At 48.7% G+C, this 23,539-nt stretch carries 25 protein-coding genes; 7 read left to right on the top strand and 18 right to left on the bottom strand.

Going from position 1 to position 23,539, the window contains the following annotated elements; all coding sequences use genetic code 11:
- The first annotated feature begins 42 nt into the window (after positions 1-42).
- A complete protein-coding gene (locus KQY15_RS10215) occupies positions 43-1,011 on the top strand; it encodes a metal-dependent hydrolase (protein WP_217669099.1) in 969 nt (322 codons plus the stop codon).
- A 55-nt stretch (positions 1,012-1,066) separates the two neighbouring features.
- Here KQY15_RS10215 and KQY15_RS10210 read toward each other — a convergent pair whose 3' ends face one another.
- Both KQY15_RS10210 and KQY15_RS10205 read right to left on the bottom strand, forming a co-directional pair.
- Positions 1,067-2,323 carry an ABC transporter permease gene (locus tag KQY15_RS10210; RefSeq protein ID WP_217669098.1) on the bottom strand — a complete coding sequence of 419 codons (1,257 nt, stop codon included), beginning with the start codon at positions 2,321-2,323 and terminating at the stop codon, positions 1,067-1,069.
- Complete coding sequence (locus tag KQY15_RS10205) at positions 2,314-3,027, bottom strand: ABC transporter ATP-binding protein (protein WP_217669097.1); 714 nt, start codon at positions 3,025-3,027, stop codon at positions 2,314-2,316. Before KQY15_RS10205 ends, KQY15_RS10210 begins: the two co-directional genes overlap by 10 nt.
- Before the next feature lie 57 nt (positions 3,028-3,084).
- On the opposite strand from KQY15_RS10205, the gene KQY15_RS10200 reads away from it, so the two are divergent.
- Positions 3,085-3,630: a DUF3299 domain-containing protein gene (locus KQY15_RS10200; protein WP_217669096.1), complete on the top strand. Its 546-nt coding sequence runs from the start codon at positions 3,085-3,087 to the stop codon at positions 3,628-3,630.
- 99 nt (positions 3,631-3,729) lie between these two features.
- Here the strand turns inward: KQY15_RS10200 and KQY15_RS10195 are convergent, their stop codons facing one another.
- Positions 3,730-4,374: a ZrgA family zinc uptake protein gene (locus KQY15_RS10195; protein WP_217669095.1), complete on the bottom strand. Its 645-nt coding sequence runs from the start codon at positions 4,372-4,374 to the stop codon at positions 3,730-3,732.
- Between the two features lie 158 nt (positions 4,375-4,532).
- Here KQY15_RS10195 and KQY15_RS10190 point away from each other — a divergent pair, with 158 nt between their 5' ends.
- Genes KQY15_RS10190 through KQY15_RS10180 form a run of 3 tightly spaced genes read left to right on the top strand, consistent with a single transcriptional unit; the run spans position 4,533 to position 8,966 of the window.
- On the top strand, positions 4,533-6,059 hold the full coding sequence (locus KQY15_RS10190; protein ID WP_217669094.1) for a cryptochrome/photolyase family protein: 1,527 nt from the start codon (positions 4,533-4,535) through the stop codon (positions 6,057-6,059).
- On the top strand, positions 6,056-7,450 hold the full coding sequence (locus KQY15_RS10185; RefSeq protein WP_217669093.1) for a DASH family cryptochrome: 1,395 nt from the start codon (positions 6,056-6,058) through the stop codon (positions 7,448-7,450). Before KQY15_RS10190 ends, KQY15_RS10185 begins: the two co-directional genes overlap by 4 nt.
- A 4-nt stretch (positions 7,451-7,454) precedes the next feature.
- The gene (locus KQY15_RS10180) at positions 7,455-8,966 is read left to right on the top strand and encodes a cryptochrome/deoxyribodipyrimidine photo-lyase family protein (RefSeq protein WP_217669092.1); all 1,512 of its coding nucleotides are present in this window, start codon (positions 7,455-7,457) and stop codon (positions 8,964-8,966) included.
- Positions 8,967-9,032: 66 nt separating this feature from the next.
- Here the strand turns inward: KQY15_RS10180 and glnB are convergent, their stop codons facing one another.
- On the bottom strand, positions 9,033-9,371 hold the full coding sequence (glnB, locus tag KQY15_RS10175; RefSeq protein WP_213996766.1) for a nitrogen regulatory protein P-II: 339 nt from the start codon (positions 9,369-9,371) through the stop codon (positions 9,033-9,035).
- A 145-nt stretch (positions 9,372-9,516) separates the two neighbouring features.
- On the opposite strand from glnB, the gene nadE reads away from it, so the two are divergent.
- Together nadE and KQY15_RS10165 are read left to right on the top strand one after the other, a co-directional pair.
- Entirely contained in the window at positions 9,517-10,341 is an 825-nt protein-coding gene (gene nadE / locus KQY15_RS10170) for an NAD(+) synthase (protein ID WP_217669091.1), read from the top strand.
- A gap of 110 nt (positions 10,342-10,451) precedes the next feature.
- On the top strand, positions 10,452-10,961 hold the full coding sequence (locus KQY15_RS10165) for a GspH/FimT family pseudopilin (protein WP_308160239.1): 510 nt from the start codon (positions 10,452-10,454) through the stop codon (positions 10,959-10,961).
- Here the strand turns inward: KQY15_RS10165 and KQY15_RS10160 are convergent.
- From KQY15_RS10160 to ispH, 14 genes are all read right to left on the bottom strand, one after another.
- On the bottom strand, positions 10,958-11,413 hold the full coding sequence (locus KQY15_RS10160) for a type IV pilin protein (RefSeq protein WP_217669089.1): 456 nt from the start codon (positions 11,411-11,413) through the stop codon (positions 10,958-10,960). The genes KQY15_RS10165 and KQY15_RS10160 overlap by 4 nt on opposite strands.
- A complete protein-coding gene (locus tag KQY15_RS10155; protein WP_217669088.1) occupies positions 11,413-12,546 on the bottom strand; it encodes a hypothetical protein in 1,134 nt (377 codons plus the stop codon). Before KQY15_RS10155 ends, KQY15_RS10160 begins: the two co-directional genes overlap by 1 nt.
- A 37-nt stretch (positions 12,547-12,583) precedes the next feature.
- Positions 12,584-12,967 carry a hypothetical protein gene (locus KQY15_RS10150; RefSeq protein ID WP_217669087.1) on the bottom strand — a complete coding sequence of 128 codons (384 nt, stop codon included), beginning with the start codon at positions 12,965-12,967 and terminating at the stop codon, positions 12,584-12,586.
- A gap of 101 nt (positions 12,968-13,068) precedes the next feature.
- Positions 13,069-14,019 (bottom strand): PilW family protein, encoded by a 951-nt coding sequence (locus KQY15_RS10145; protein ID WP_217669086.1) that lies wholly within the window; start codon positions 14,017-14,019, stop codon positions 13,069-13,071.
- A gap of 2 nt (positions 14,020-14,021) precedes the next feature.
- Positions 14,022-14,528 (bottom strand): prepilin-type N-terminal cleavage/methylation domain-containing protein, encoded by a 507-nt coding sequence (locus tag KQY15_RS10140; RefSeq protein WP_217669085.1) that lies wholly within the window; start codon positions 14,526-14,528, stop codon positions 14,022-14,024.
- Positions 14,529-14,607: 79 nt separating this feature from the next.
- A complete protein-coding gene (locus KQY15_RS10135; RefSeq protein ID WP_217669084.1) occupies positions 14,608-15,030 on the bottom strand; it encodes a type IV pilin protein in 423 nt (140 codons plus the stop codon).
- A complete protein-coding gene (locus KQY15_RS10130) occupies positions 15,030-18,185 on the bottom strand; it encodes a pilus assembly protein (protein ID WP_217669083.1) in 3,156 nt (1,051 codons plus the stop codon). The genes KQY15_RS10135 and KQY15_RS10130 overlap by 1 nt, the downstream gene beginning before the upstream one ends.
- 19 nt (positions 18,186-18,204) lie before the next feature.
- On the bottom strand, positions 18,205-18,717 hold the full coding sequence (locus KQY15_RS10125; RefSeq protein WP_217669082.1) for a pilus assembly PilX family protein: 513 nt from the start codon (positions 18,715-18,717) through the stop codon (positions 18,205-18,207).
- A 9-nt stretch (positions 18,718-18,726) separates the two neighbouring features.
- On the bottom strand, positions 18,727-19,644 hold the full coding sequence (locus KQY15_RS10120) for a PilW family protein (protein WP_217669081.1): 918 nt from the start codon (positions 19,642-19,644) through the stop codon (positions 18,727-18,729).
- A complete protein-coding gene (gene pilV / locus KQY15_RS10115) occupies positions 19,641-20,051 on the bottom strand; it encodes a type IV pilus modification protein PilV (RefSeq protein ID WP_217669080.1) in 411 nt (136 codons plus the stop codon). The genes KQY15_RS10120 and pilV overlap by 4 nt, the downstream gene beginning before the upstream one ends.
- A 10-nt stretch (positions 20,052-20,061) precedes the next feature.
- A complete protein-coding gene (locus KQY15_RS10110) occupies positions 20,062-20,664 on the bottom strand; it encodes a GspH/FimT family pseudopilin (RefSeq protein WP_217669079.1) in 603 nt (200 codons plus the stop codon).
- A 140-nt stretch (positions 20,665-20,804) separates the two neighbouring features.
- A complete protein-coding gene (locus tag KQY15_RS10105) occupies positions 20,805-21,527 on the bottom strand; it encodes a LytR/AlgR family response regulator transcription factor (protein ID WP_217669078.1) in 723 nt (240 codons plus the stop codon).
- Positions 21,524-22,573 carry a sensor histidine kinase gene (locus KQY15_RS10100; protein WP_217669077.1) on the bottom strand — a complete coding sequence of 350 codons (1,050 nt, stop codon included), beginning with the start codon at positions 22,571-22,573 and terminating at the stop codon, positions 21,524-21,526. Before KQY15_RS10100 ends, KQY15_RS10105 begins: the two co-directional genes overlap by 4 nt.
- Positions 22,574-22,606: 33 nt before the next feature.
- Positions 22,607-23,536 carry a 4-hydroxy-3-methylbut-2-enyl diphosphate reductase gene (gene ispH / locus KQY15_RS10095; protein ID WP_217669076.1) on the bottom strand — a complete coding sequence of 310 codons (930 nt, stop codon included), beginning with the start codon at positions 23,534-23,536 and terminating at the stop codon, positions 22,607-22,609.
- Between the last annotated feature and the right edge of the window lie 3 nt (positions 23,537-23,539).

Below are 23,539 nucleotides of genomic sequence, written 5' to 3'. Positions count from 1 at the left end.
AAGTGCCGTATTAGCAATACTGTTAATATTCAGACCACTATTATGGATTCATTAAGTCAGATTTGTTTAGGTGCCGGCGTCGCGACCCTGGTTATGGGTCGCAAAGTTCCGGTTAAACAAGCCGTAGTATGGGGCGCGGTAGCCGGCACTTTACCCGATTTAGACGTATTATTTAGTTCTGGTGACGCCATTGCTAATATGGTCAGCCATCGGTCAAACTCTCATGCCCTGCTTTATCTGGCGTTATTCAGCCCGGTGCTCGCCTGGCTTATCAGCGCGGTTCACCGCCAATCTGCGCTCTTTCTCCGCTGGTGGCTGGCAATAGCATTGGTGCTGATTACCCACCCGCTACTGGATGTGATGACGATTTATGGTACCCGGCTGGGCTTACCCTTTACCGATACCCCGTTTGGCGTTGGCAGTATTTTCATCATTGATCCGTTATATACTCTACCGCTGTTAGGTGCTCTGGTTATAGCGCTGCTCAGGCCGCAGTGGTCTAGCAAGGCTGCAGCATATGGTTTAGGGTTATCATCAGTTTATCTGTTCTGGAGTGTTGCAGCCCAGCAATCGATAACCGCTACCGTACAGGCTGAATTGCCTGAGCCGGCAGCTGAAGCAGTATTGGTTACCCCTACGCCTTTTAACACCTTGTTATGGCGCGTACTGGTAATGACTGAGCACGGATATTATGAAGGTTTCTATAATATATTGGGCCAAAGTGCAGCTATTGAATATCAGTTTTTCCCGCAAGACAGCCTATTAAAAACCCGCTATGCCAACCATCCTGACGTTGCAAGAATTGCAGCATTCAGCCATGGCTTTTATAGCCTGCAGTCGCAGGACAATAAACTGGTATTAACTGATTTGCGAATGGGGCTGCGCCAGAACTATGCATTCAGCTTTCTGGTAACGCCGGATGCGTCATCACCGGCCACAGCGTTGCCAAGAGCCTATGATATGGGCACTACTGTACGCTGGATGCAGCAACAACTGGTTGCCGCTGATTAAACGGCAACCAGCTACTTTCAATTACCAGTGTCCGGACTACCAGTACTGTTCACCACTACAGCCTGATCGCCAGGCCATCGTTTAAAGCCCGCCGATAAGCGGTAAATGCCGGAATACAAGCCAGCATAGCACTGACCAGCAAGACGGCACCGGCCCAGTACAGAGTTTGCAAGCTGAACGGGTTGATATTGATAAACAGGCCATAGCTGCCTGCCAGGGTATCCTGTAATGCCCATAACGTAATAACCAGTGTTACTGCTGCAGCCAATAAGGCCAGAATAGTCAGTAGCAGCACCTCCAACTGGATTAGCACAAACAAGTACCATGGATGGGCACCAACAGCCCGCAGAATAGCCATTTCCCGCTGCCGCTCTTTCATCGAGGCCAGTAGCGTGGTCATCATGCCAACTAATCCTGCCACCAGTACCAATAACGTAATCAGCAGCAACAGGTTTTCCACCATACTAAGCATTTGCCACAATTCAGCCAGCGCTACGCCAGGTAAAATCGCTGACAGCGCTTCTCCCTTAAATTCATTAATTTGCCGCTGCACCACGAATGTGGCCATTCTGGACTCCAGCCCAACCATAAAGGCGGTGATCGCTTTGGGCGTCAGGTCTTGGGTCAACGCTTGTTCAGCACTGATGCTACGCCCCGGCATCGGCGCCCCCTGCTGCCAGTCAAGGTGAATAGCCTCAATCCCTTCCAGGCTTACATGCACCGTTTGGTCCAGCGGCGTGCCGGTTGGTGCGAGAATACCGGTAACAACAAATGGCTTATCTTTATGTTCACTGAAACTGACTGCACCAACACCATGCGCCAGGGTAATCTGATCCCCCAATTTATAACCCAGCTTAGCAGCGACCTCGGCCCCGAGCACAGTGTCATAAACTTCGTTGAACGGCTGCCCCTCTTTGAACTGTAAAGACTGGCCATTGGCATAGCGGTAATGTTTAAAGTAATCGAGGTTTGTGCCCAGCACCCGGTAGCCGCGATGTGAATCCCCCAACGACATTGGAATAGTCCAGCTTATTTGCGGATGCTTGCTTATCCGCTGGTATGTTGCCCAGCTGACGTTGGCCGTGGCATTGCCAATTCTGAATACTGAATACAGCAATAAGTTAAGCTGGCCTGAGCGGGCACCGACAATTAAATCAGTGCCAGAAATGGTACTGGTAAAACTTTGCCGTGCTTCTTTACGCAGATGATCAATACCGAACAACAGTACCAGGCTTATTGTCAGGGAAAATAACGTCATCAGTGCCGTGCCACGGCGGTTCCAAAGGCTTTGCCTGGCGAGCTTTAACAACATGGTTGTACTCCTTGTGCCAAATGCTGCATATCCAGCTGCTGATTAAAATAGCGCCGTAAACTGGCGTCATGACTGACGAAAATCACACTGGTCTGGCAGGCTTCAGCCTGTTCAAGCAATACCTGCATAAAACTATCACGGTTATCAGCATCGAGGGCGGAGGTGGGCTCATCGGCAATCAGTAAAGCAGGCCGGGTTAGCAAGGCACGGGCAATAGCAACCCGCTGCTGTTGGCCGACACTCAGTGCTGCGGCCTGTTGCGTGATGAGCTCAGGGCCCAGACCAAGACTTTGCAATAACGCTCTGGCCCGCTGTTCGCTGGCGGCTTTATTCAGGCCGGCAAAATGAGCACTTAACAGTACATTGTCCAGTACTGATAAGTAAGAAATAAGGTTAAGCTGCTGAAACACCACACCAATATTACGGGCTCGCAGTGTGTCGCGTTTTGCTGGCGATAAACCACTGAATGGTTCACCACCGAGTTTAATTTCGCCTTGTTTTGGCGTGATAATGCCGGCAAGCAAATTAAGCAGTGTTGTTTTGCCGCTGCCTGAGGCGCCTTTGATAAATAGATGCTGACCTTGCGGCAAGGTCAGTTCAGGTAAACTAAGTTGCCACGCTGCAGTCTGATAGTAGAACAGCACATTTTTGAGCTCAATGGCAGGAATTTTCGGCTTGTCGGTCACAGGTTGAATCCCGGTCATGTTATGATTGCCTCGTTAGTGAGCGTCTATTATGCAAAATTAAGAGGGTAAGCTCCAATGCTTAACAAGTTATCTGTTACGTTATCTATGGTATTGGTCGCAAGCTTTAGCATGTTGCTAAGTGCCAGCGAAGTTAAAACCATCGAATGGACTGATTTAATGCCAGAAGAAGATCTGGCCGCATTACAGGCAATGCCGGAAATACAACATGATTACAGTCAGCCCTCACCCTTTGACGATAATTATAATGGTGACGACCCGGCTGCCGGCCAGTGGCAGCAAATTTTACAGTCTGCCAAAGTAAAAGAAGAGTTTAATAACACTAAGGTTCGGATCCCGGGGTTTATTGTGCCACTGGAATTTGACGACCAGCAAAATGTCACCAGCTTTTTTCTGGTGCCTTATTTTGGCGCCTGTATTCATGTACCGCCACCACCACCAAATCAGATTATATTTGTCAGTGGTGCCAAAAACCTGAAAGCCGATATGATTTACTCGCCATTCTGGATTAGTGGCACCATCACCACCCAGCCAATGAGCCATGATCTGGCAAACGCGGCCTACAGCCTCAAGGCAGATTCAGTGGAAGAGTATACCTATTAGCCTTTAGTGCCATTTAGCTTTTAGTGCAAAGGTAAAGCCCTCGTTTAACCAAAGTTAACGAGGGCTTTTTAATTTTAGGCCGGGTAATTTTGAGGGTGATTAAAATGACACTGTATTATTAGCTAAGCGTAATTCGGTTGCTCCCTGCTGACCGTTTATTACCCACTGCACCGTTATTTTCTGCACGCTTGGCACCAGGTTGAATAAACTAACGCTCATTTCATTAAGGCGAGCCGGTTGCTGGCAAACCAGGCTGATATTGGCGTAAAAATCGCTGTGGGCGCTACTGACTTCAGCAGTTAAATCGGTATTGGCGTCTGCTTCCGCTATCTCACACCCTGCCTGTGGGTTAATTGCAAACCATTTACCACCACGCAGTACATCCAGCGCCGCGTTGATTTCCTGGCGTTGTTCACTGTTTTTTGGCGCATGTTCAAAGCCAACGATATTATATGCTGCTGATTGCAACGCTACCATTGCTTCATTGCCTTCCAGTATAACGGTTAACATGGCTTCGCCATGGACATGAGTGCCGGCATTTGTGAACGCTTCCTCATCGTGCTCGTGCTCATGCTCATGCTCATGCTCATGCTCATGCTCATGCTCATGCTCATGCTCATGCTGTTCAGAGTGTTTATGATTGTGCGGCTGCGCCAGCACAATTTGTGGTGTTATCAGCAGCGTGCTGATTACCAGCGCTTTTATCCAGCGGCCAGTCGCTGCCCCAGTACCTAAATCCGCCATCTGCAAAGTCCTTATGTTCTGAATATTGTCATTATCATACCCGCTTGTTAACCCAGCGCAATATGCCGTTGCAGCAAAAGGCCACAACAGGGTAAATCGTTGATCTGCGCCACAGAGCGACGCGTACCACTGACTATTGTTATCAAGAGTCAGGATGTATGGCCAAGCTTATCGTTATTCTGGGAGATCAGCTCAGTCCGGCTTTATCAGCACTTCGTGAAGCTGACAAAGACGACATTTTTCTGCTGGCAGAAGTGAAGCAGGAAGCCAGCTACGTAAAACATCATAAACATAAAATTATTCTGTTGTTTAGCGCAATGCGGCATTTTGCCGAAGTATTGCGTCAACAGGATAATAAGGTTATCTACCTGGATTATGAGCAAGGCTTCAGCTCACTGAGCTCAGCCGTGGAGCATTGCCTGCAGCAACACCCCAAACTAACCGGCATTATGATTACTGAGTGTGGTGAGTATCGTTTAAAGCAGGAATTGGATAGCTGGCATGAAACCTTTAAGGTGCCAGTGGACATCCTGGAAGATGACCGCTTTTTATGTAATGCAACCATGTTTGCAAAGTGGGCTGACGGCCGCAAGCAGCTGCGGATGGAGTATTTTTACCGGGAAATGCGCCGCTACACCGGTTTATTGCTCGACAGCAAAAAGCAACCATTGGGTGGCCAGTGGAATTTTGACAAAGCTAACCGCAAAACCCCGCCAGCTGACTTGAAAGCAGTCGCACCCATGCAATTCAAACCGGATGAGATCACCTCAGAGGTAATAAAACTGGTCGCTGAGCATTTTGCAGACAACCCCGGAACGGCGGACAACTTCTGCTATGCGGTAACGGGAAAGCAGGCGCGTCAGGCTTTTAATCATTTTGTCAGCGAACAACTGGGCAAATTCGGTGATTACCAGGATGCTATGCTGATGGACCAACCCTTTTTGTTTCACAGTATTTGCTCCATTTACTTAAATTGCGGCTTACTGGATGTTCGCTGGATGTGTCAGAAAGTCGAAGCCGCTTACAAACAGGAAAAAGTTGCCATTAATGCCGCCGAAGGCTTTATCCGCCAGTTAATTGGTTGGCGAGAGTACATCAGGGGCATCTACTGGCTGCTGATGCCAGACTATAAAACCCGCAATTTTCTTAACGCAGAGCGCCCCCTGCCTGGCTATTATTGGCACGGTAACACTAAGATGCGCTGCATGCAGCAAGCTATCAGCCATACCATGACCCATGCATACTCTCATCATATTCAGCGTCTGATGATAACTGGTAACTTTGCCCTACTGGCCGGCCTGGATGTAACAGAAGTGACTGACTGGTATCTGGCTGTTTATGCTGATGCATATGAATGGGTGGAACTGCCAAATACGCTTGGCATGGCTTTATATGCAGACGATGGAGTATTAGCTTCCAAACCATACGCCGCCAGTGGCGCATACATTAACCGGATGAGTAATTATTGTCAGCATTGTCATTACAAGGTTAAAGACTCTACGGGTGATGATGCCTGCCCGTTTAACGTGTTGTACTGGGATTTTCTGGCACGCAATGAGCAAAAGCTGGGCAGTAATGCCAGGATGCAACTGGCTTATAAAAACTGGCATAATAAAGCGCCCGCCCAGCAACAAGCCCTGCGTGATAAAGCAGAAGATTATCTGATTAAACTGGACAAGTTATGAGCCGCCTGATACTGCTGAACCAGGCCTTGCGGCTGCATGATAACCCCTTACTTTGGTACGGCTCTGATCCAGGAAAACCTGTAGATAACCTGCGGCAGGTAGCGGTCGTTTGCCTGGACAAGGCCGCCTTCTTTGCAAAGCAATATGGTATAGCCCGTGCCAGCTTACTGAGGCTGCAACAACACTTGCAACTTATAGCCGATACGAAGCAAGCCCTGGCCAGGCTAAATATAGGTTTGATTACCCTGTTTGGCGAGCCGCTTGCAGAAATCTCCAAATTAGCCAGGCGTCTTAACGCAAGCGAAATAATAGCGGCCACCCCAACCGGTTATCGTAAGCAGCAAATTATCGAGGCACTTAGCCGGCAATATCGGGTTGCTACTCTGGATATTAACAGCCTGTTGGGCAGTGAGCTGTTAGCCCCATCGCTGGAAACGTTGCCAGACAGCTTTAGTGCATTTCGAAAGCAACGGGAGCCACTGCTTCAGGTTGCCTCTGCTGTTGCTGAATATAAGCCACAACCAGAGCAGCATTGGCTGACACCCGGAGAGTCAGATAAATTAACTGAGAATTTCAGTCAGCTCGCTGCATTCAGCCAGCAAGTAGATCAGCCTGGCAGCAACGAGCAGCTGGCGCTAGAACGGTTGGATAACTACATCTGGCGGCAACAGGCTATCAGTCACTACAAAAGCAGTCGTAACGAATTAAACGGCAATTACTACGCCAGCAAATTTTCGGCACCGCTGGCTACAGGTTGTTTATCTGTGCGCTTCTGCTGGCAGCAAATTCTTAAGTATGAGCAACAGGTCGAGGCAAATGATTCAACCTACTGGCTGAAATTTGAATTGTTGTGGCGGGAGTTTTTTCGCTGGCAGTTCCGTAAATATGGCAATGCCTGGTTCAGCAGACAGGCCATTAAAGGGCCGCTCGATTTCAGTACGCCTGTTCTGTCTGGTCGCCAGAAGCAGCAATTTAATAATTGGTGTGCTGGTGTAACAGGGGTGCCATTTATTGATGCAAACATGCTTTTGCTAAACAAAACCGGTTTAATGAGCAACCGCGGGCGGCAGAATGTTGCCAGTTTTCTGATCCACGACCTTGGCATCGACTGGCGGCTGGGTGCTGCTTACTTTGAACAGCGTTTGCTCGATTACGACGTCGCAAGCAACTGGGGTAACTGGGCTTATATCGCCGGTAGTGGTAACAGTAGTGAACGACAGTTTAATGTCATTAAGCAAGCGCTCAGCTATGATAAAAACGGCGACTTTGTCCGGGCAATGCTACCTGAGCTGACAGCACAAGGCAGTTTAGTTCATCAGCCATCGCCGGATATTACCATACCCGACCACTGGCAAAGCTGGCTGGCAAAACTAACCAACAAACCGGCATAAACACATGACCAGCCTGGTTTGGTTTAAACGCGATTTACGCATAGATGATCACCAGCCCTTATGGCATGCGGCCAGACAAGGTGCAGTATTGCCTGTATATATTATTGAGCCCGATTACTGGCAGCAACCCGACGTATCGTTGCGCCACTGGCAGTATATAGCACAGGCACTGCAGCAGCTTAATCAGCAGCTCACGGCTTTAGGCCAGCCGTTACTGGTTGTAAAAGGTGCAGCCACTGCCGTTTTACGCCAGCTTTGCCAGCAATACGCTGTGCAACGCGTACTCAGCCACGAAGAAACCGGTAACCTTTGGACTTATCAGCGCGACCTTGCCGTAAGCCGACTTCTGAAAAGCCTACAGATACCCTGGCAGCAGTACCGTCAGTTTGCTGTTTTTCGCGCACTTAAAAACCGGGATCACTGGTTTGAAATGGCAGACAGCTGGCTAAGGTCACCAGCTTGCCCACCCCCCGGCTCGCTACCCTGGTTAACATCCGGCCCTGACAATTTAACCAAACTGGCGCCCCAGCGTCGTGATGACTTGCCAGCTGTCAGCATTCTGCAGCAACCATCAGACCCACAGCAGCTATTCAGCCGTTTTATCACAACGGGTAGTCGCCATTACCGGCAACATATTTCGCTCCCTGCCAAAGCTGTTAACAGCTGCTCCAGATTAAGCCCCATAATAAGTTATGGCCAATTGAGCTTACGCCAGTTGCAACAGCAAAGTTTGTTGGCAATTAAGCAGCAAAATGATGGCTGGCACCGGCAAGGGCTCCAGGCATTTTTCAGCCGCTTACGCTGGCATTGTCATTTTATGCAGAAGCTGGAAGACGAGCCGGCAATAGAGTTCTTTAATATGCACCCTGGCTTTGACGGTTTACGGGAAACAGAATTTAATCCGGAATTTTTCAACGCCTGGCGCACTGGTTATACCGGCTTTCCGTTGATTGATGCCGCGATGCGCTGCCTGCTGGCAACCGGCTGGCTGCACTTTCGTGGCAGGGCGATGCTGGTGGCTTTTGCAACCTATCATTTATGGCTGCACTGGCGCCCTGTTGCGCTGCATCTGGCGCAATGTTTTGTCGATTATGAACCGGGTATTCACTACCCTCAAATTCAGATGCAGGCTGGCACAACCGGCATTAATCCAAACCGGATGTACAATCCGTTGAAACAAAGCCAACTGAAAGACCCTGAAGGCCAGTTTATCCGCAAGTGGTTGCCAGAGCTGGCAAGGTTGCCAAACAGTTGGCTGCACAGCCCATGGCTGATGCCGCAAACTTTACAACAACAGTTTGGTTGTACCATCGGCCGTGATTATCCGGCGCCAATCATTGAACTTGAGCAAGCAAGACAGCAAGCCAGAGCAAAACTCAGCAATTGGTTGCAAAGTCAGCCGGCTTGTCGTTGGCAACAACAGAAAAACAAAGTAATAGCCCGTCATGCCAGCCGTAAGCGACCAGTAGCGAGAAAAGCGGTTAAAAGCAAAGACCAACTAAGTTTCGACTGGTAGCTTACAGCCTTGCTTTGCAAGAGCCTCTCACCAACCAGCTCGATCAACTGCAGAAGTTGCCAGCGGTTAAATCGCTTCTTCGTCTTCTTCGCCGGTACGAATTCGTATTACCCGTTCTACTTCAAACACAAAAATTTTGCCATCACCAATCCGGCCGGTCTGGGCAGTTTTCATAATCGCTTCGACACAACGCTCAACCAACTCGTCACCAACCACAATTTCAAGCTTCACCTTTGGCAGAAAATCCACCATATATTCTGCACCACGGTATAATTCGGTATGGCCTTTTTGTCTGCCAAAGCCTTTTACCTCTGTCACTGTCATCCCCGTTATATTGATATCGGCCAGTGCCTCGCGTACATCATCCAGTTTAAAAGGCTTAATAATGGCTTCAATTTTTTTCATCACGATTTCCAAAGCTCAGGTCCAGAAGATAGCGCCAGTATAATACAAGCGCTCGTCAGCATCAGCTTTTTAGCAGTAATTAGTTGATCCTATTATCGCCAGATACGTTAAGATATTGTGCACTTTCAACTAAGGGCTAAGCAACATGCAGGCAGAACAGATTATTGCCCAAATGCGGGTGTTACCAGAAATTGATACCGACGCTGAGATAAGCCGCCGGGTTAATTTTATTAAGAAACAATTACAAAGCGCAGGAATGACCAGCCTGGTACTTGGCATAAGCGGTGGCGTCGACTCCACTACCTGTGGCCGGCTGGCTCAATTGGCTATCAATGAACTAAACAAAGAGCACGGCGGTGGTTACCGGTTTATCGCTATGCGTCTGCCATACGGCACGCAGCGGGATGAAGAAGAGGCACAACTGGCTGTCCGGTTTATCAGCCCGACGAAAGCACTCACTGTTAATATTAAAGATGCCGCTGATGCTTTACATCAACACACCCTGGCGGCACTTGAAGGCCAGAGCAATATTGATGACGCAAAAGCCGATTTTGCCAAAGGTAATGTTAAGGCCCGCTGCCGGATGATGGCCCAGTACCATATTGCTGCACTTAATAACGGCCTGGTGCTTGGCACCGACCATTCAGCCGAAAATATTACCGGCTTTTATACTAAATGGGGTGATGGCGCCTGTGATTTAGCGCCATTATTTGGCTTAAGTAAACGCCAGGTTCGGGCCATAGCAGCCAAACTTGGTGCACCAGAGCAGTTAGTCGGCAAAACTCCAACCGCCGATTTAGAATGTCTGAGCCCGCAAAAAGCCGATGAAGCGGCGCTGGGTTTAACTTATGATCAAATTGATGACTTTTTGGAAGGTAAACAGGTGGCAACTGAAATTCGTGACCGGATCATCAGTATCTACCTGAAAACCCAACATAAACGGGACCCAATCCCCACGATCTACGATTAACATAGTGGCATTTTCAATGCAATTTATCGCCGGCCCCGGCTGGCGATAAAACATTTATAAAATAACTTTGCTACACTTTGCTTACCATGTACTTTGGCAAGGGTTGTATTGTGAAACAGGGAAAATCGCAAAACGGACTCTCTCTACTCGAATTAATGCTTGGCCTGGCGATTATGGCGGTTTTGCTACAAATTGCCCTGCCCGCTATGGCAGAGCTGATAAACAAACAGCGAGCCAGCAGTTATATGCAACAGTTTAGTCGTCACCTGGGCTATGCCAGGATCCAGGCGGCAAATAGTCAGCAACCGGTACGGTTGTGTCCGCTTGCTGGCAGCGAATGCCAGAGCGACTGGCAAACGTATCCGCTGGTGATGAGCTTAATTAATCCACATAACGATACCGAATTTATGTTGCGGCAGATCCCGGCTGTTTTTGCTCAGCACCAGTTAAAATATAACCGCAGTCAATTACAGTTTCGCCGGGACGGCAGCTTAAATGCGCTGGAGAACGGCACTTTTTATTACTGCCCGCAAGCAACGTTTAACTGGCACTATTCGCTGGTGTTAAATCAGGCTGGGCGCAACCGGCTCTCCTTTCATCAGACACCTTGTCCGGCTTAATGCCAGCAAAATAGCGAAGCAGGTAAACTACTATTACGCTGACCTGTGTGGTCAAGTGTAAAAACCAGGCAATCCCGATCAGCTGTTTGCGGCCCTTGTGCCGATGCACTCAGCTCAAAGCTGTTACTATCGCTGAGGGTAACCTGTAATTTGTAGCGTCCGCTACTGATGCTGCCATCTGCGGCAACACCTAACAGCAGCAAATTGTCGGTATAGCTGCCGTGATCTGCCAGTTGCCGTTCCTGAATATTAGCCGCGCTGAGCAATAACCTGCTGGCTTCGGCGCGATGTGTTTTTAATACATATTGCTGATAAGCTGGATAGGCGATAGCACTGAGTATGCCAACAATCGCCACAGCAACCATTAACTCAATCAGGGTAAAACCCTGGCAGATAATTTTCGGGTGCGTCAAAGGTTGCTGCGATATTGATTGAAAAAGCTTTCTTATCATTAGTGGGCCCCTGTCTCCTTACGGTAAGTAGCCAGTTTCAACCAGCGTGGAAACTGATCCAGCTGCAATAGCTCAGTACAATCTGCACATGAGGGCGAAATCATCTTCAGGTCGGTAAGTACTACCTGTTGTTCATCGGTGTTATCTAACACCAGCGCAGCAGAACCATCGGCTTGCTGTTGTAATGTCAGCTGTCCTTCACCGTTTAAAAGCCGAAAACGCCTTTGGTTATAAACCAGACCAGCACTGTGCAAATGCATCGCCATCAGACTGTGTTCAGCACTCTGATCTGCACACTCCTCCGCATTAAAGTCACTGGTGGCTACGGCGCTGTATATTACGCCGGCAACAACTTTTGGTGGCTGAGTAACCTGCCCGGCTAACCGTACCAGCCATCCGGCGTTGTCAACTATATCCAGCCATTGCTCATGGCTTATACCGCTTGCAAGCTCAGTCGCAGTGATAACGGTGCGATCAAGCAACGCATCAAAATTTACCAGCTCTGGCTCAGCTGAAAAGCCAGGTATGCGCATGGCAACCAGTGCATCTTCACCGGTAACAATGTGTCGCGCGATCAGCAATAGTAGACGGTAGCGGCCATTAAAGCCCGCCGGACGCAATGGTAATGGTAAACTGACATCAGTTACCCCAACACTGGCAATATAACGCCAGTCAGTATGCGACAAATCTGCCAACAGCAAAGTAGTGCCAAAGCCGGTGGCGGCAATATTGGTTAACCAGACACGTCCTCTTAAATCTGTGCTGATAAGCTGGTCAATAAAGCCATCGTAGTCACTATCTAAAGGTTCAGGACTGATAAAAAAAGGTGCTGCTAAACCTGTACTTTCAGCCAGTGGCCAGGCCGTCAGTGACGCCAGCGCTAATGCACTGTCAGGTGGAAACAAGGCCAGCCTGCCGGCCCCGTCAAGCTCGTCATGGTGCAGAAATCGTTGTAAAGGACCAGAACTACCGCTTCCTTTGAACTCCAGTGCACGCGGCGCAGCCGGCTGCCGCCAGCAATCAGGTGTAGCGGCCAGCACACTGAAACAAAATACAACCACTGCCAACAGGCTGAGTAATAAGATAGCTACCAGCGGGCCAAGCCTGACCAATGGGTGACACTGTGCTGCCATTCTACTGGCTGCTGGTTCAGATGATTGCTTTAGTTTGCTACTCAACATCCAGCACCTCTCCGTCAACAATTTGCTGGCGCAGTAACATCGTACGATAACTGGTGGCAAACCTGCTGTCGTCAGACAACAGACTGGTTGTCATGCTTAGCAAGTCACAATCGATTATTGACTCTGACCAGACGGCATAACTGGCCGGACAGCGGCTCATTATTGTTAACTCGGCTTCACTACTACCCAGGGTTGCATCACTTACAGAACTAAGATGCAGCTCCAGGGCGCGTTGCTCAAATAACAGCTGTCGCTGTGCAGCCTGTGCCGATTTGATACTCATCTGGCTGATAAATAAATTGGCGCTGACAATTAACAACATGACCAGCAGAAAAATTAAAGCGCTTATCAGCGCCATACCGCTCTGTCGCATACAACCTCCCTGTTTCAGGTAGTCTCTATATGAATGAAGTTACTGCCTTTTTATGTGTCGCGATGGCCTGTGGCCACTGCCCGCTGTTGCATTAAAAATGGTTAAAAGGTGGCATTATTAAAATAAACACTGCCGGCAAGCAATAAACGCCGGTAATGATCATCAGGAGCGTCAAACCGGCTCGCCCCCATCTGATATGTTTGCCTGTTGATATAGCTGGGATCCGGCAGCGTGCTGCGCAGCAAAATATAGAACCGGATACTGACGATATGGCCAAGTTGCTGTTGCCAGTGTTCATTACTCATCAGCTGAGTGGGCAACATATAATTTAAACGGCCGTCAAGATTGGCATCTATGCCGAATTCGAAATGCAGGCGTTCCACGCCATCAATCATTGAGTCGGTTGCTATTCTTGCCATACCACTGGCGGAGCGCACCAGGCGTTTGCGCATTAACACCGGCACAGTCAAATCATCAAGCCGTTGCGGCTGAATGTAAAAGACTAAATGCTGATATGGGTAAAACACATCATCCGCTGTAAGACCCGAACTATCCTGATGAACAAAGCGGCTTTGTTGCCAGTGCGGCCTAATGTAAAATCGATTTGGTCGCAATTCGTCGCGGCTGACTGCCAGACCAATCGCCCGCTTTAACTGTAATATCTCACTCTCTGGTGCCAATCCAGTAAGACAATTGAGCTGCCGGCCACTTACTGCAACCTTGGCATACAGGCTGGCAAACACTTCACCGGCAACCGGAAAACTGCCACTATCCAGGCCGTCTTCACGGCAATCTGGTCCCGGCGGCGCAAACCCAACCTGGGCCCCGGCAATATCATTAAGACTTACCCCGCCCCAGAATCCGGTGTTCTGAAGTTCGTTGTGCAACAGGTTCAGTGCCAGCTGACCATTCTGTTGCAGCTGGGCTAGTTGCTGACTTTGTCGCGATGACGCACTAAGGCTGGCAAAAATCTGCACAGTAAAACCAAGCAACAGCAGTCCAAGTAGCATGGCAATTAACATCTCAACTAATGAAAAACCGCGGCTTTGCATCTCTATGGGATCCTTGCTGTTAACGCCAGAGCTGAGCGTCCTGGTCCGGGTTCACAGCTTATGCTTGTTGTGCTTTCTGCGTTTGCACGTTGTTGCCAGCTGGCCCGCAGTTGCAGGCTGTTATCAGCAAACTGTAAACAAAACTGAGGGTCAAACAGCGGTGCGGTAGCGCCGGTTGTCATGCTTTGCTGCCACAATTGTTGCCAGCGCCCCAGCTGATAATCACGCAGTTCTGCTGAACTACAAATAGCTGTTGCAGAGCACACGGGCACTTCTGCAGGGCTGGCGGGTGTAAGTTCAAGGGTAAAAGCAGGGTGGTTGTTGTTAAGACTGGCAGCAAGATCCTGCACCAGCACAGCACTCAACGCTACAGCGTTGGTTCGCTGAGTGGCATCGATAACGTATTGCAAAGCAAGGGTTTGCCCGGCAAGTACACCAAGCAAACCCAGCTTTAAAATAAGTAAGGTGATAAGAACTTCAAGCAGACTGAAGCCTTGTTGTAACTGCATATCCATATGCCATAGCTAATTTATTTAACTATAAAGTTACAACAATATTTCAAAAGATCAAATTTTAAGCGTTAAATATTTACCAGCACTCAGCAACTGTTGCTGCATCACTGGCGCCATCAACCAGCTTTGTTCCTGCCTGATTCATTCCCAGTACTGTACAGCCGGTATCATTAACTTGAGGACCTATGGCCGTTGCAGTCACGGTGTATGTCCGCTGCGCCTGTTCACTGGTGTAAGTGTAACGGGTGGCTGACTCCGTCATACATTGCAGATTTGGCAAGGCAAAGTCTGCTGAGTTGTAGCGCATATTCTGGGTATAGTTACGCTCCATAAACTGCGACAACTCTAATAGACAACTGGTTGCCGCAGCCCGGTGGCTACGTAAAATATGGTTCTGATACGAAGGGTAGGCAACGGCGGCAAGAATGCCGACAATTGCCACCACTATCATTATCTCGATCAGGGTCATACCTTTTTGTTTAGCTGTTAAAATAGTCATTAATTAATCAACTCCCGCCATGATAAACGTCCACGACGTATCCGCAAATTTGCCGGCTCTCGATTCAATCCTACATTAGAGTCACCGAAAATTAATGTCGAAGAATCGCCCTCAGTAAATAGCACCGGCTCTCCTGGCATACCATCGAATTTCACGCCACTGGCTGCGTCACCATTAACTAATCCATCTGAGTCTAAAAATTTATCATCCCGTGATAAATCAAAGAAATGATAATTCAAACGGGTACCTTTGAACGGATCCACTGCCATTATCCAGCCGTCTCCCTGCGGATTACATAAATCAGTATCCGGGATAATTGAATTCATTACTAGATTTCCGCCGATAACTTGTGGTTTTGAGGTTATCCGCTCACGGGTATCAACTAAGTCCATTACCCAGCCACGCTTACCGTCCATATCATTACCTGGAACATAAGGCAGACTGCGGCCACTACGTGTTTCACCCGTGTCAGGATTAACATAATCAACATTTGTCATGGTCCGGGATACCAGCTGGCTACGGTTTGATATTTCTGCCCCATCCTTCAGTCCATACCAGCTTTGCTGATCGGCATTAACACTATCGCCGGTTTCAATAAATTTACCGGTACCAAAAAACACCCATAACTCTGCTGTTTCAGGGTGGCTCTCCAGGGTAACACCACCAGTAATAGGTTGGCGCTTACCAGTGTTATCCTTGGCGACGAACAATGGTGAGCCGCCGTAAGCAACATTCCAAGAGCTGGCAGAGGAAGAACTTAAATCAAACTTCCAGACGTTACCATTAATATCACCGGCAAATATCCAGTCAATATTACCATCTTTGTTCTGATCCCAACCTTCAACCTGGCCAAGACCATAGGAGTCGGTCGCCGATGTCTGCAGTTTAATAACTGGCATATCAGCACCTTTTTCGACATCTACCACCAATAGTCCGGATTTTCCGGCCGTATTGTTGTAACCATAGCCAGTAACAACAGACCAACGACCATTATTCAACCGGGTAATTACCGGCTTATGTGGCATCAAACCCAACTCCGGGATCTGAATATCCCATAACACAGTCACCGCGGTCGGATCAGTGATATCCAGTGCAAACATCCAGTCACCTCCACGGCCCAGAGTACTGACTAACACTGTGCGCCAACTACCGTTAAAAAACACATCAGCCACAGTGGGCGAACCGTCAGTATAAAACCTATGCTCATAATCCTGACTGGCAAAATCAGCTAGTCTGGCAGCCGGCTTAAGCATTGCCTGTGGCACATAGGCAAAGGTTTCGATACCTGCGGTATCCGACGAAGCGTCTGCATTAAACGCATGTAGCATGCCATCGTTGGCACCAACAAGTACCCGCGGGGCTCTGGATTTGGTCGATGTCAGATAAGTCTGATAGCTTGATGCTTCACCCCAGCCAGTGTAACGTTGATAATTGCGATTCTGTGCTGCACCGACATAAACCGGTGACGAGTGCGCAATATCGCCTAGCAATGACGTACGTTCGCGGAAAATACCTGTTGGATTTGAGCCTGACTTCTCTTTGGCTCTGCTACCACGCAGATAGTTAACGGTATCTTCATTATTCAGTGCGGATTTTTCTGTAGTAGATAGATTACCCCAATTGAAGGCAAAACTGCTGGGATTAGCGCCTGCTCCGCGACTGGTTAAAATATTACGTCCACTCCACTCAGGAAAGTTTGCTGTCCACTGCACGTTCGTTGTTTCAACATCACGGCTAACCAGATCACCACTCCAGCTGGAGGTATTAAATGAAGCCTGGAACACGCTATTATCTTCTTGCAAAGACGTTGTGGTGGCAGCCAGATTAGACGCAGACGCCACCCTGTTGACAATATTTCGTAATGTATTGGTCAGCTCTTTATTAAATGTTTCTGGATCCCTCGCACTGAAGAAACCGCCACGGCTATTTACCCCAGCATGCAGCAGATCATCTATTTTCCTCGGGTTACTATCCGGTTTTGGCCAGCGGCTATCGTTTATAGGCCATTTTTTAGCATCTTCAACATTGGTTATTGTGCCATCAACACCCAAACCTACGCCATAGGTTACCATATGTTGCCAGTCTGCCGGGTCAAGGGTACCACTGGGTACATTATTTGCTAAATCCAGCCGTAAGTCAGTTTTCCAGTAATAGTGCGCTATATCAGCCAGAGTATCACTGTGACCATCACCATCAGAGTCACTGAAACCACGGCTTTGATTGGTATAAAAACCGTCCGTCATTAATACAGTAAAATTCTGCCGACATGATACCAGCCCACTGCTGGTGTTTTCCGGCTCAGCCCGGTAAGGCTCGTTAGTTTTGTAATAATCACCTGCGGCTTGTAACGTCGATTTCAACGGCGTCCCTGATGTTGTATCAGGTCTGCCATACAACCAATTATAAAATTGACTCTTAGCTGTTCCTTCAAATGCTCTTACGCCCCGTTCGACTTCCGGGTTACGGTTTAACCGGCCATAACCAACCCTTATCCTCTCTGGTAAGGTTTGGAACGCTGTGCCGATACCGGCTTTAGATAACATTAAACGGCTACGGTAATAAGAATACCAGTTAGCAAAGTTTTGCTTTATTGCCTCACTTTGATCTGCAACCAGGTATCTGCGGTAACAGCTGTTATTATTCGGATCTGAGCAAAGCGTTGTATCAAATAAGTAATAATCTGCGGCGCCGGCATTACCACAATAAGCATCACTGCCGCCATCCTGATAATGCCAGGTTGCTCTGAAACTTGTTGACAAATTAACAACCGACGAACCACTGTCATAGCCATTAAATCTGGCTGCAGTAAATGATGCATTCGGATAAACAGTACCATTTGCCCGGAGTGGCGGATTATAGGTTATGTCCGGATCAAAATAGGCTTTGTTGATATCAGGTGATCTGCCACGCGCTCTGTTAGTGACATTAGTACTATTATTACAAAGACCACTGATACTATCTGGCATATACGACCAGGCCATAGAGCCAGAATCATCCAGCATAAACAAAATATTGGGCGGTACATCACTGCCCGTTTGTAATGGCACCTGAGGAATTGCAAGTGTCGTTGCCGCATGGGCAGTCGACACCCCAAACAATACGCCAAAGCTTAACAGCAGTAAGCTATGTCCCGGCACTATGTTAAATCTGCTCATTTTAAAAATCCTCATAACCCTACAAACGCCAAATGGTTTGCATTAACACTTCCGGCGTACCGGGCGTAACAATGTTTCTGGCCGTTACACGGAACGTAGGCGACAAACAATCGGTAGTGATGGTTGTGTTATTCGCACAATCAGGTCTTAGCGGTGAAGGCCACTCTCCAAGATATTCGATAAAATACTGAGCTGAATTGGCCATGTCAGCATTAATAACTGGTGCAGCACGCCATTCTGTTAACGGGTCCCGCCAACGATCATTATTCGTTAATACCGGCACGTCATAAAACCAGCCATTGGCCGCAATTTGCGCTCTTGGATCTGGCATTTGGGCCGCAATCCAGTTTTCAGCAGAGCGTAATGCCGCTTCCACTTGCTGCACCGCAAGTTGCCGCTCATATAAATTTGCGGTCATTCTTTCCTGCATTACCGAACGTTGCATACTGGCAACGGATACCAGCGTTATAACCAGTAATAACAGCAAAGCAACGACCAGCACAGCACCACTTTGACGATAATAGGTTTTCATTTTATTACCTCATAACCTGTTGCGCACAGCGGCAAAAAATTCAATAGTCCGCATTTCCAGCGGCAAATCAGCGTTTGTAAACGCATCAGGGTCCATTACCAAAGAAACCTGAACCCCGGTTACATTGCCCATATCAACAGCTGCTGAAAATGGGACTGGTCCAAATGGCTGGTTGCCATCCTGGTATGCCAGGTTCAGGCTGGTTACACCAAATAAGACTTCTTCACGCACCAGGTTTCCGCCAATGACTATTTCACGATATAACGAATTAATGTCTGGATTATCGGTGCTCGGTGCAACTAACCATAGCGCAGACTCAAAACGCATTAACATAGCACCACCAAGAAATACCCGCGGCCGGGCGTCCGCGCATACGAACGGCGCCTGAAAACCTAAATCGCCGGAGCAATTTAACGGTGCCCCAGCGGCGTGGCTGACAACATTTGGCGCGGTGGCAGCGACCTGAAAGATTGCCGCCAGGGTGTCATCACATAACATGGCAATGTCACCAATCTGCAGAGGAGAGGCTTCATTAAGGTTCAACAGTGGCGGCACGTGGCTGCTCACTGACGCTGTATCACCGGCACCGTACATTAACCGTATTGATTCGCTTACTCCATTGGTTGCAGCGCCGAATCCTTGCAGGCCTCCCTGCCATTGCGACCACAGCGGCGCGCCGCCAATAACACTGACAAACCGGGTTGAATTGTTGCAACCAGCGAAACCGGCGCTGCGGATATCCTGTGACATTAACTGAAAAGCCAGCCGGGCACTGCTTTGCAACGAAGCCAGCTCGTTATTAACCCGGTTTGTAGTCTGATTGGACAAGAAAACGCCGATAACGCCGCCTAGCAATACCAATCCCAGAACTAACGCAATCATTAGTTCTACTAATGTAAAGCCCCGGCTCGCCTTACATTGCCTCATGGCCTTACCTCCATTACTACCACTGAACTGTCATTCAGTCGTTGATCAGACCAGTCGATAGTAACGGTGTAAACACCATCAGCCCACTCAACCAGGGCGCATTCAGATGTCACCTGCTTTACATCTTCCTGCCAGTCTTTGGTTACCGGTATTCCGCCCACTCCGTCACAGGTACTCATTTCAAAAGCGTTAGTTCTTGCCACCGGGCCAGTGGTGCGCATTACCTCAAACAATGTTTCCGATAATATCACCGCCATTGCCCGCTCATGTGCAGTATTGGTACTTCGCAGGCTGACTGACTGCAAGCCCACTACACCTAAAATTCCAATCGCCAACACTAAAACAGCAATTAGTACTTCAAGTAAACTTGTACCTTGCTGCTTGCTATATCCACAAAATTTATTCATTTTAATATTCCTACGGAGCTGCACAGTCAGCGTTTTGCTCGCTGATAACCGCTAATTGACCGCCTGAACGGATTCTCAGGTTACGACTATTGGGGTTGATCGAAGATGTCGGATGACAAACACGTAAAGTCGCCTGCAGCGGCAAGCGATTACCCGTTCTGAGTAGTCCCTGAGGGGTAATTCTAATCTGATCATCAGCGTCTGACAGCGACTCACTTGCCAGAATAACCAGCTGAGGTGATTCCAGAGTACCTGCTCTCATTACACTACCGGCTTCAATTCCCGAGGGGTTAGCAGCAAGTCCCACTATCCAGCCTTGCCAGCCGGCAGCCGGCGCCGCACTGCAACTGCTACCATTAGCTGAATGACAAAAGGTGACTGTTGCATTGCTCTTAACGGCTTCTGTTTTGGCATACTCAATGCCCGCCAATAACAGGTTTGCCTGGGCGTTTAACCTGTTGCCATTTACCAGATTGGCAAAACTAGGCACTGCCACTGTCAGCACAATAGTCAAAACGGCTACTGTTACCATCAATTCAATCACGGTAAAACCACGAAGCCGGTGGGCCTGAGGCTGCGGGCCTTGGCTGATATCTGCTACCACTAATGCCATGACGTTTCCTATTCTTTTAATTAAATCAAAACAATTTTTTGCTAGCGTTACCCTAGCAAAAGCACTTGTTAATTCCCATAATGAGGTGGATTAAAGGTTTATTCAGCCGATAAACGGCAATTCGACAGCAAGCCTGCAAATTAACCCAGGTTTAGATTTAGCGCTTGCTTTACCTGACTAAGCGCTCTGCGACTGACTTCCAGCCGGGTATCGAGGCCTGTTAATTCGACATAATGTTTACCATCTGGCGCCGCACGTAATGCGCTGAAGTAATGCTTGTTTATCAAGGTACTGCGGTGAATACGAACTAATTGCCCGGGATAGCGTTGCTGTAACTGGTTTAGCGATTGCTCCAGCAATGCCTCGCCTTCGCCAAACACCATCCGCACGTATTTGCTGTCTGCGCTGAAATACAATACTTTGCTTAAATTAATCTGACGGGTAGCAGAGCCAAGCTGATAACTGATAACGTCATCGTTTGCCGGCAACTTTTCAAGATGGGCCCGGGTGCGATTACCAAGCCGGGCCAATGCAGAATGCAGTCGTTCAGCAGAAACCGGTTTTAATACATAATCAGCGGGGCACACCTGATAAGCGTCCAGCGCATGTTGCGGATGAGCGGTTACAAAAATAATGGCCGGAGGCAGGGCTTGGCTGGCAAGCGTTGCAGCCAGTTGCAAACCATCACCACCAGGCATGGCAATGTCTAGCAGCAGCACATCGGGCTGCAATTGCTGGCATAGCTGCAGTGCTTGCTGACTGTTTTGTGCTTCACCAATACAACTAAACCCTTTTTCAGCACCGAGTAAACGCCGCAAGCGAGCACGGGCCAGAGGTTCGTCGTCAACAATCAGTACTTTCATCCGTTATTGCCAGCCAAGTTTTTGGGTAGCACCAGTTTAACCCGAAACTTACCATCAACAATACTGCGGTTTAAACTGGCACTGTCACCAAAATACAACTGTAACCGTTGTCGTATATTCACCAGCGCAACGCCATTGCTGCGGCTTTTATCCAGGGCTGGCGCAAACGGATTACTGATAAGAATGGTCACCGACTGGCTGCTGTTAATAAGCTCTATATCAATACTGCCGCCGTACTGACAGCTTTCAATACCATGGCGTACTGCATTTTCCAGTAGTGGCTGAATGGTTAGTGCCGGCACCTGCAATTTAGGCATACTGGCGGGCAACTGCCAGTTTTGTTTCATCCGCTCTCCCAGACGCCATTGTTCTAACGACAGATACTGCCGGGCCAGTGTTAACTCATCGGCCAGGCTTATCTGCTCGCCGGCATGCATGGCAGCTCGGAATAAATCGGCCAGATTTAACAGTGCCTGCTCGGCTGCCTGACTATCGTGCTGGGTTAACTCTGCTGCGGTATTTAAACTGTTAAACAAAAAATGCGGTTGGATCCTTGCCTGCAGCGCACCCAGCTCGGCCCGGCTTTGAGCTGCCAGTTGCTGGTTGCGTTCTGCGTGCATCAGACCAAGTTGAATAGCCATCAGGCCAACCACCAGCGCAATCATCAGGTTGGCCAGAACAAAATGCAAAAAACTCTGGGATAACAGTACGCCCGCATCGTGCAGCCACAGCCAGGCAAGGCAACTGATTACAAAGGTAGTGAAAAAAAGTAGCAACAGGCAACTTGCTGCAATGGTAAGAGGTCGTTGCCGGCTTAACGCCGGCCGAAGTTTGCAATAACTATAACCCGAAAGCAGTGCGATCCAGTGGACAAACAAACTGATTAAACCCAAGCGTTGCCAGGGGCTTTCCATCGTGCCGGGGGCAAATGCCAGTAATATCGCCACTGCCTGGGCTAATACCAGTACCCTTAACACCATTCGGCCATGACACAGATCAGGCAGTGGATATACCGGATAAGGTGTTGCAGTTGCTGCCCTATTCACCTTAACTCCTTAGCTGCCAGACCTGATGCTTTTTTATCGCAGTTCCGCCGGAATGGCAAACACAACATTTTCCGGCCGGCCCGGATTTTCATTAACTGTCTTGCCACCCCACAGTTGCAACTGCGCGACAACTTGCTGAACCAGCACCTCGGGTGCCGAGGCGCCAGCTGTCACACCAACGGCATTGACATTTTCCAGCCAGCTTTGCTGAATATCGTTGGCCGTATCAATTAAAAACGCCTTACAACCCATTTTCTCAGCCAGCTCCCGTAACCGATTAGAATTACTACTGTTTTTAGCACCAACCACCAGTAACAAATCGGCTTTTGCCGCTAAATCACGCACTGCATCCTGTCTGTTCTGAGTGGCATAACAAATATCATCTTTACGCGGCCCGTCAATGTCGGGAAAACGCTGACGTAATGCAGCAATAACATCAGCTGTGTCATCAACCGATAACGTCGTCTGACTGGAGTAGCATAGCTGCGCCGGGTTTTTAACCTGCAATCGGGCGACATCTTCGACTGACTCAACCAGATAGATACCACCTTCAGGGTTATCGTACTGGCCCATAGTACCTTCAACTTCCGGATGACCGGCATGGCCAATTAGGATACATTCAATGCCTTTGCGGCTGGCCCGGGTTACTTCCATATGCACTTTAGTAACCAGCGGACAGGTGGCGTCAAACACTTTCAAACCGCGTTGCTTAGCGTTCTCCCGCACCGCTTGCGATACCCCATGTGCACTGAAAATAACAATATTGCCATCGGGCACTTCATTAAGTTCATCAACAAAAACCGCACCGCTGCGCCGCAGGCCATCTACCACAAACTTATTGTGAACAACTTCATGCCGCACATAAATAGGGTGCTCGTATAACTCCAGTGCCCGTTCCACGATACTGATGGCCCGGTCTACGCCGGCACAAAAACCGCGGGGGTTAGCTAGCAAAATATCCATTGG

It is taken from the genome of Arsukibacterium indicum (assembly GCF_019100565.1).
GTDB classification, from domain to species: Bacteria; Pseudomonadota; Gammaproteobacteria; order Enterobacterales; family Alteromonadaceae; genus Alishewanella; species Alishewanella indicum.
Note: the sequence above shows the minus strand (reverse complement) of the source record. Positions and strands in the feature narration are given on the sequence as shown.

Coding starts and splice junctions, on each gene's coding strand:
- KQY15_RS10215 (WP_217669099.1), top strand. CDS start 43: ATGGATTCATTAAGTCAGATTTGTTTAGGTGCCGGCGTCGCGACCCTG.
- KQY15_RS10210 (WP_217669098.1), bottom strand. CDS start 2,323: ATGTTGTTAAAGCTCGCCAGGCAAAGCCTTTGGAACCGCCGTGGCACG.
- KQY15_RS10205 (WP_217669097.1), bottom strand. CDS start 3,027: ATGACCGGGATTCAACCTGTGACCGACAAGCCGAAAATTCCTGCCATT.
- KQY15_RS10200 (WP_217669096.1), top strand. CDS start 3,085: ATGCTTAACAAGTTATCTGTTACGTTATCTATGGTATTGGTCGCAAGC.
- KQY15_RS10195 (WP_217669095.1), bottom strand. CDS start 4,374: ATGGCGGATTTAGGTACTGGGGCAGCGACTGGCCGCTGGATAAAAGCG.
- KQY15_RS10190 (WP_217669094.1), top strand. CDS start 4,533: ATGGCCAAGCTTATCGTTATTCTGGGAGATCAGCTCAGTCCGGCTTTA.
- KQY15_RS10185 (WP_217669093.1), top strand. CDS start 6,056: ATGAGCCGCCTGATACTGCTGAACCAGGCCTTGCGGCTGCATGATAAC.
- KQY15_RS10180 (WP_217669092.1), top strand. CDS start 7,455: ATGACCAGCCTGGTTTGGTTTAAACGCGATTTACGCATAGATGATCAC.
- glnB (WP_213996766.1), bottom strand. CDS start 9,371: ATGAAAAAAATTGAAGCCATTATTAAGCCTTTTAAACTGGATGATGTA.
- nadE (WP_217669091.1), top strand. CDS start 9,517: ATGCAGGCAGAACAGATTATTGCCCAAATGCGGGTGTTACCAGAAATT.
- KQY15_RS10160 (WP_217669089.1), bottom strand. CDS start 11,413: ATGATAAGAAAGCTTTTTCAATCAATATCGCAGCAACCTTTGACGCAC.
- KQY15_RS10155 (WP_217669088.1), bottom strand. CDS start 12,546: ATGGCAGCACAGTGTCACCCATTGGTCAGGCTTGGCCCGCTGGTAGCT.
- KQY15_RS10150 (WP_217669087.1), bottom strand. CDS start 12,967: ATGCGACAGAGCGGTATGGCGCTGATAAGCGCTTTAATTTTTCTGCTG.
- KQY15_RS10145 (WP_217669086.1), bottom strand. CDS start 14,019: ATGCAAAGCCGCGGTTTTTCATTAGTTGAGATGTTAATTGCCATGCTA.
- KQY15_RS10140 (WP_217669085.1), bottom strand. CDS start 14,528: ATGCAGTTACAACAAGGCTTCAGTCTGCTTGAAGTTCTTATCACCTTA.
- KQY15_RS10135 (WP_217669084.1), bottom strand. CDS start 15,030: ATGACTATTTTAACAGCTAAACAAAAAGGTATGACCCTGATCGAGATA.
- KQY15_RS10130 (WP_217669083.1), bottom strand. CDS start 18,185: ATGAGCAGATTTAACATAGTGCCGGGACATAGCTTACTGCTGTTAAGC.
- KQY15_RS10125 (WP_217669082.1), bottom strand. CDS start 18,717: ATGAAAACCTATTATCGTCAAAGTGGTGCTGTGCTGGTCGTTGCTTTG.
- KQY15_RS10120 (WP_217669081.1), bottom strand. CDS start 19,644: ATGAGGCAATGTAAGGCGAGCCGGGGCTTTACATTAGTAGAACTAATG.
- pilV (WP_217669080.1), bottom strand. CDS start 20,051: ATGAATAAATTTTGTGGATATAGCAAGCAGCAAGGTACAAGTTTACTT.
- KQY15_RS10110 (WP_217669079.1), bottom strand. CDS start 20,664: ATGGCATTAGTGGTAGCAGATATCAGCCAAGGCCCGCAGCCTCAGGCC.
- KQY15_RS10105 (WP_217669078.1), bottom strand. CDS start 21,527: ATGAAAGTACTGATTGTTGACGACGAACCTCTGGCCCGTGCTCGCTTG.
- ispH (WP_217669076.1), bottom strand. CDS start 23,536: ATGGATATTTTGCTAGCTAACCCCCGCGGTTTTTGTGCCGGCGTAGAC.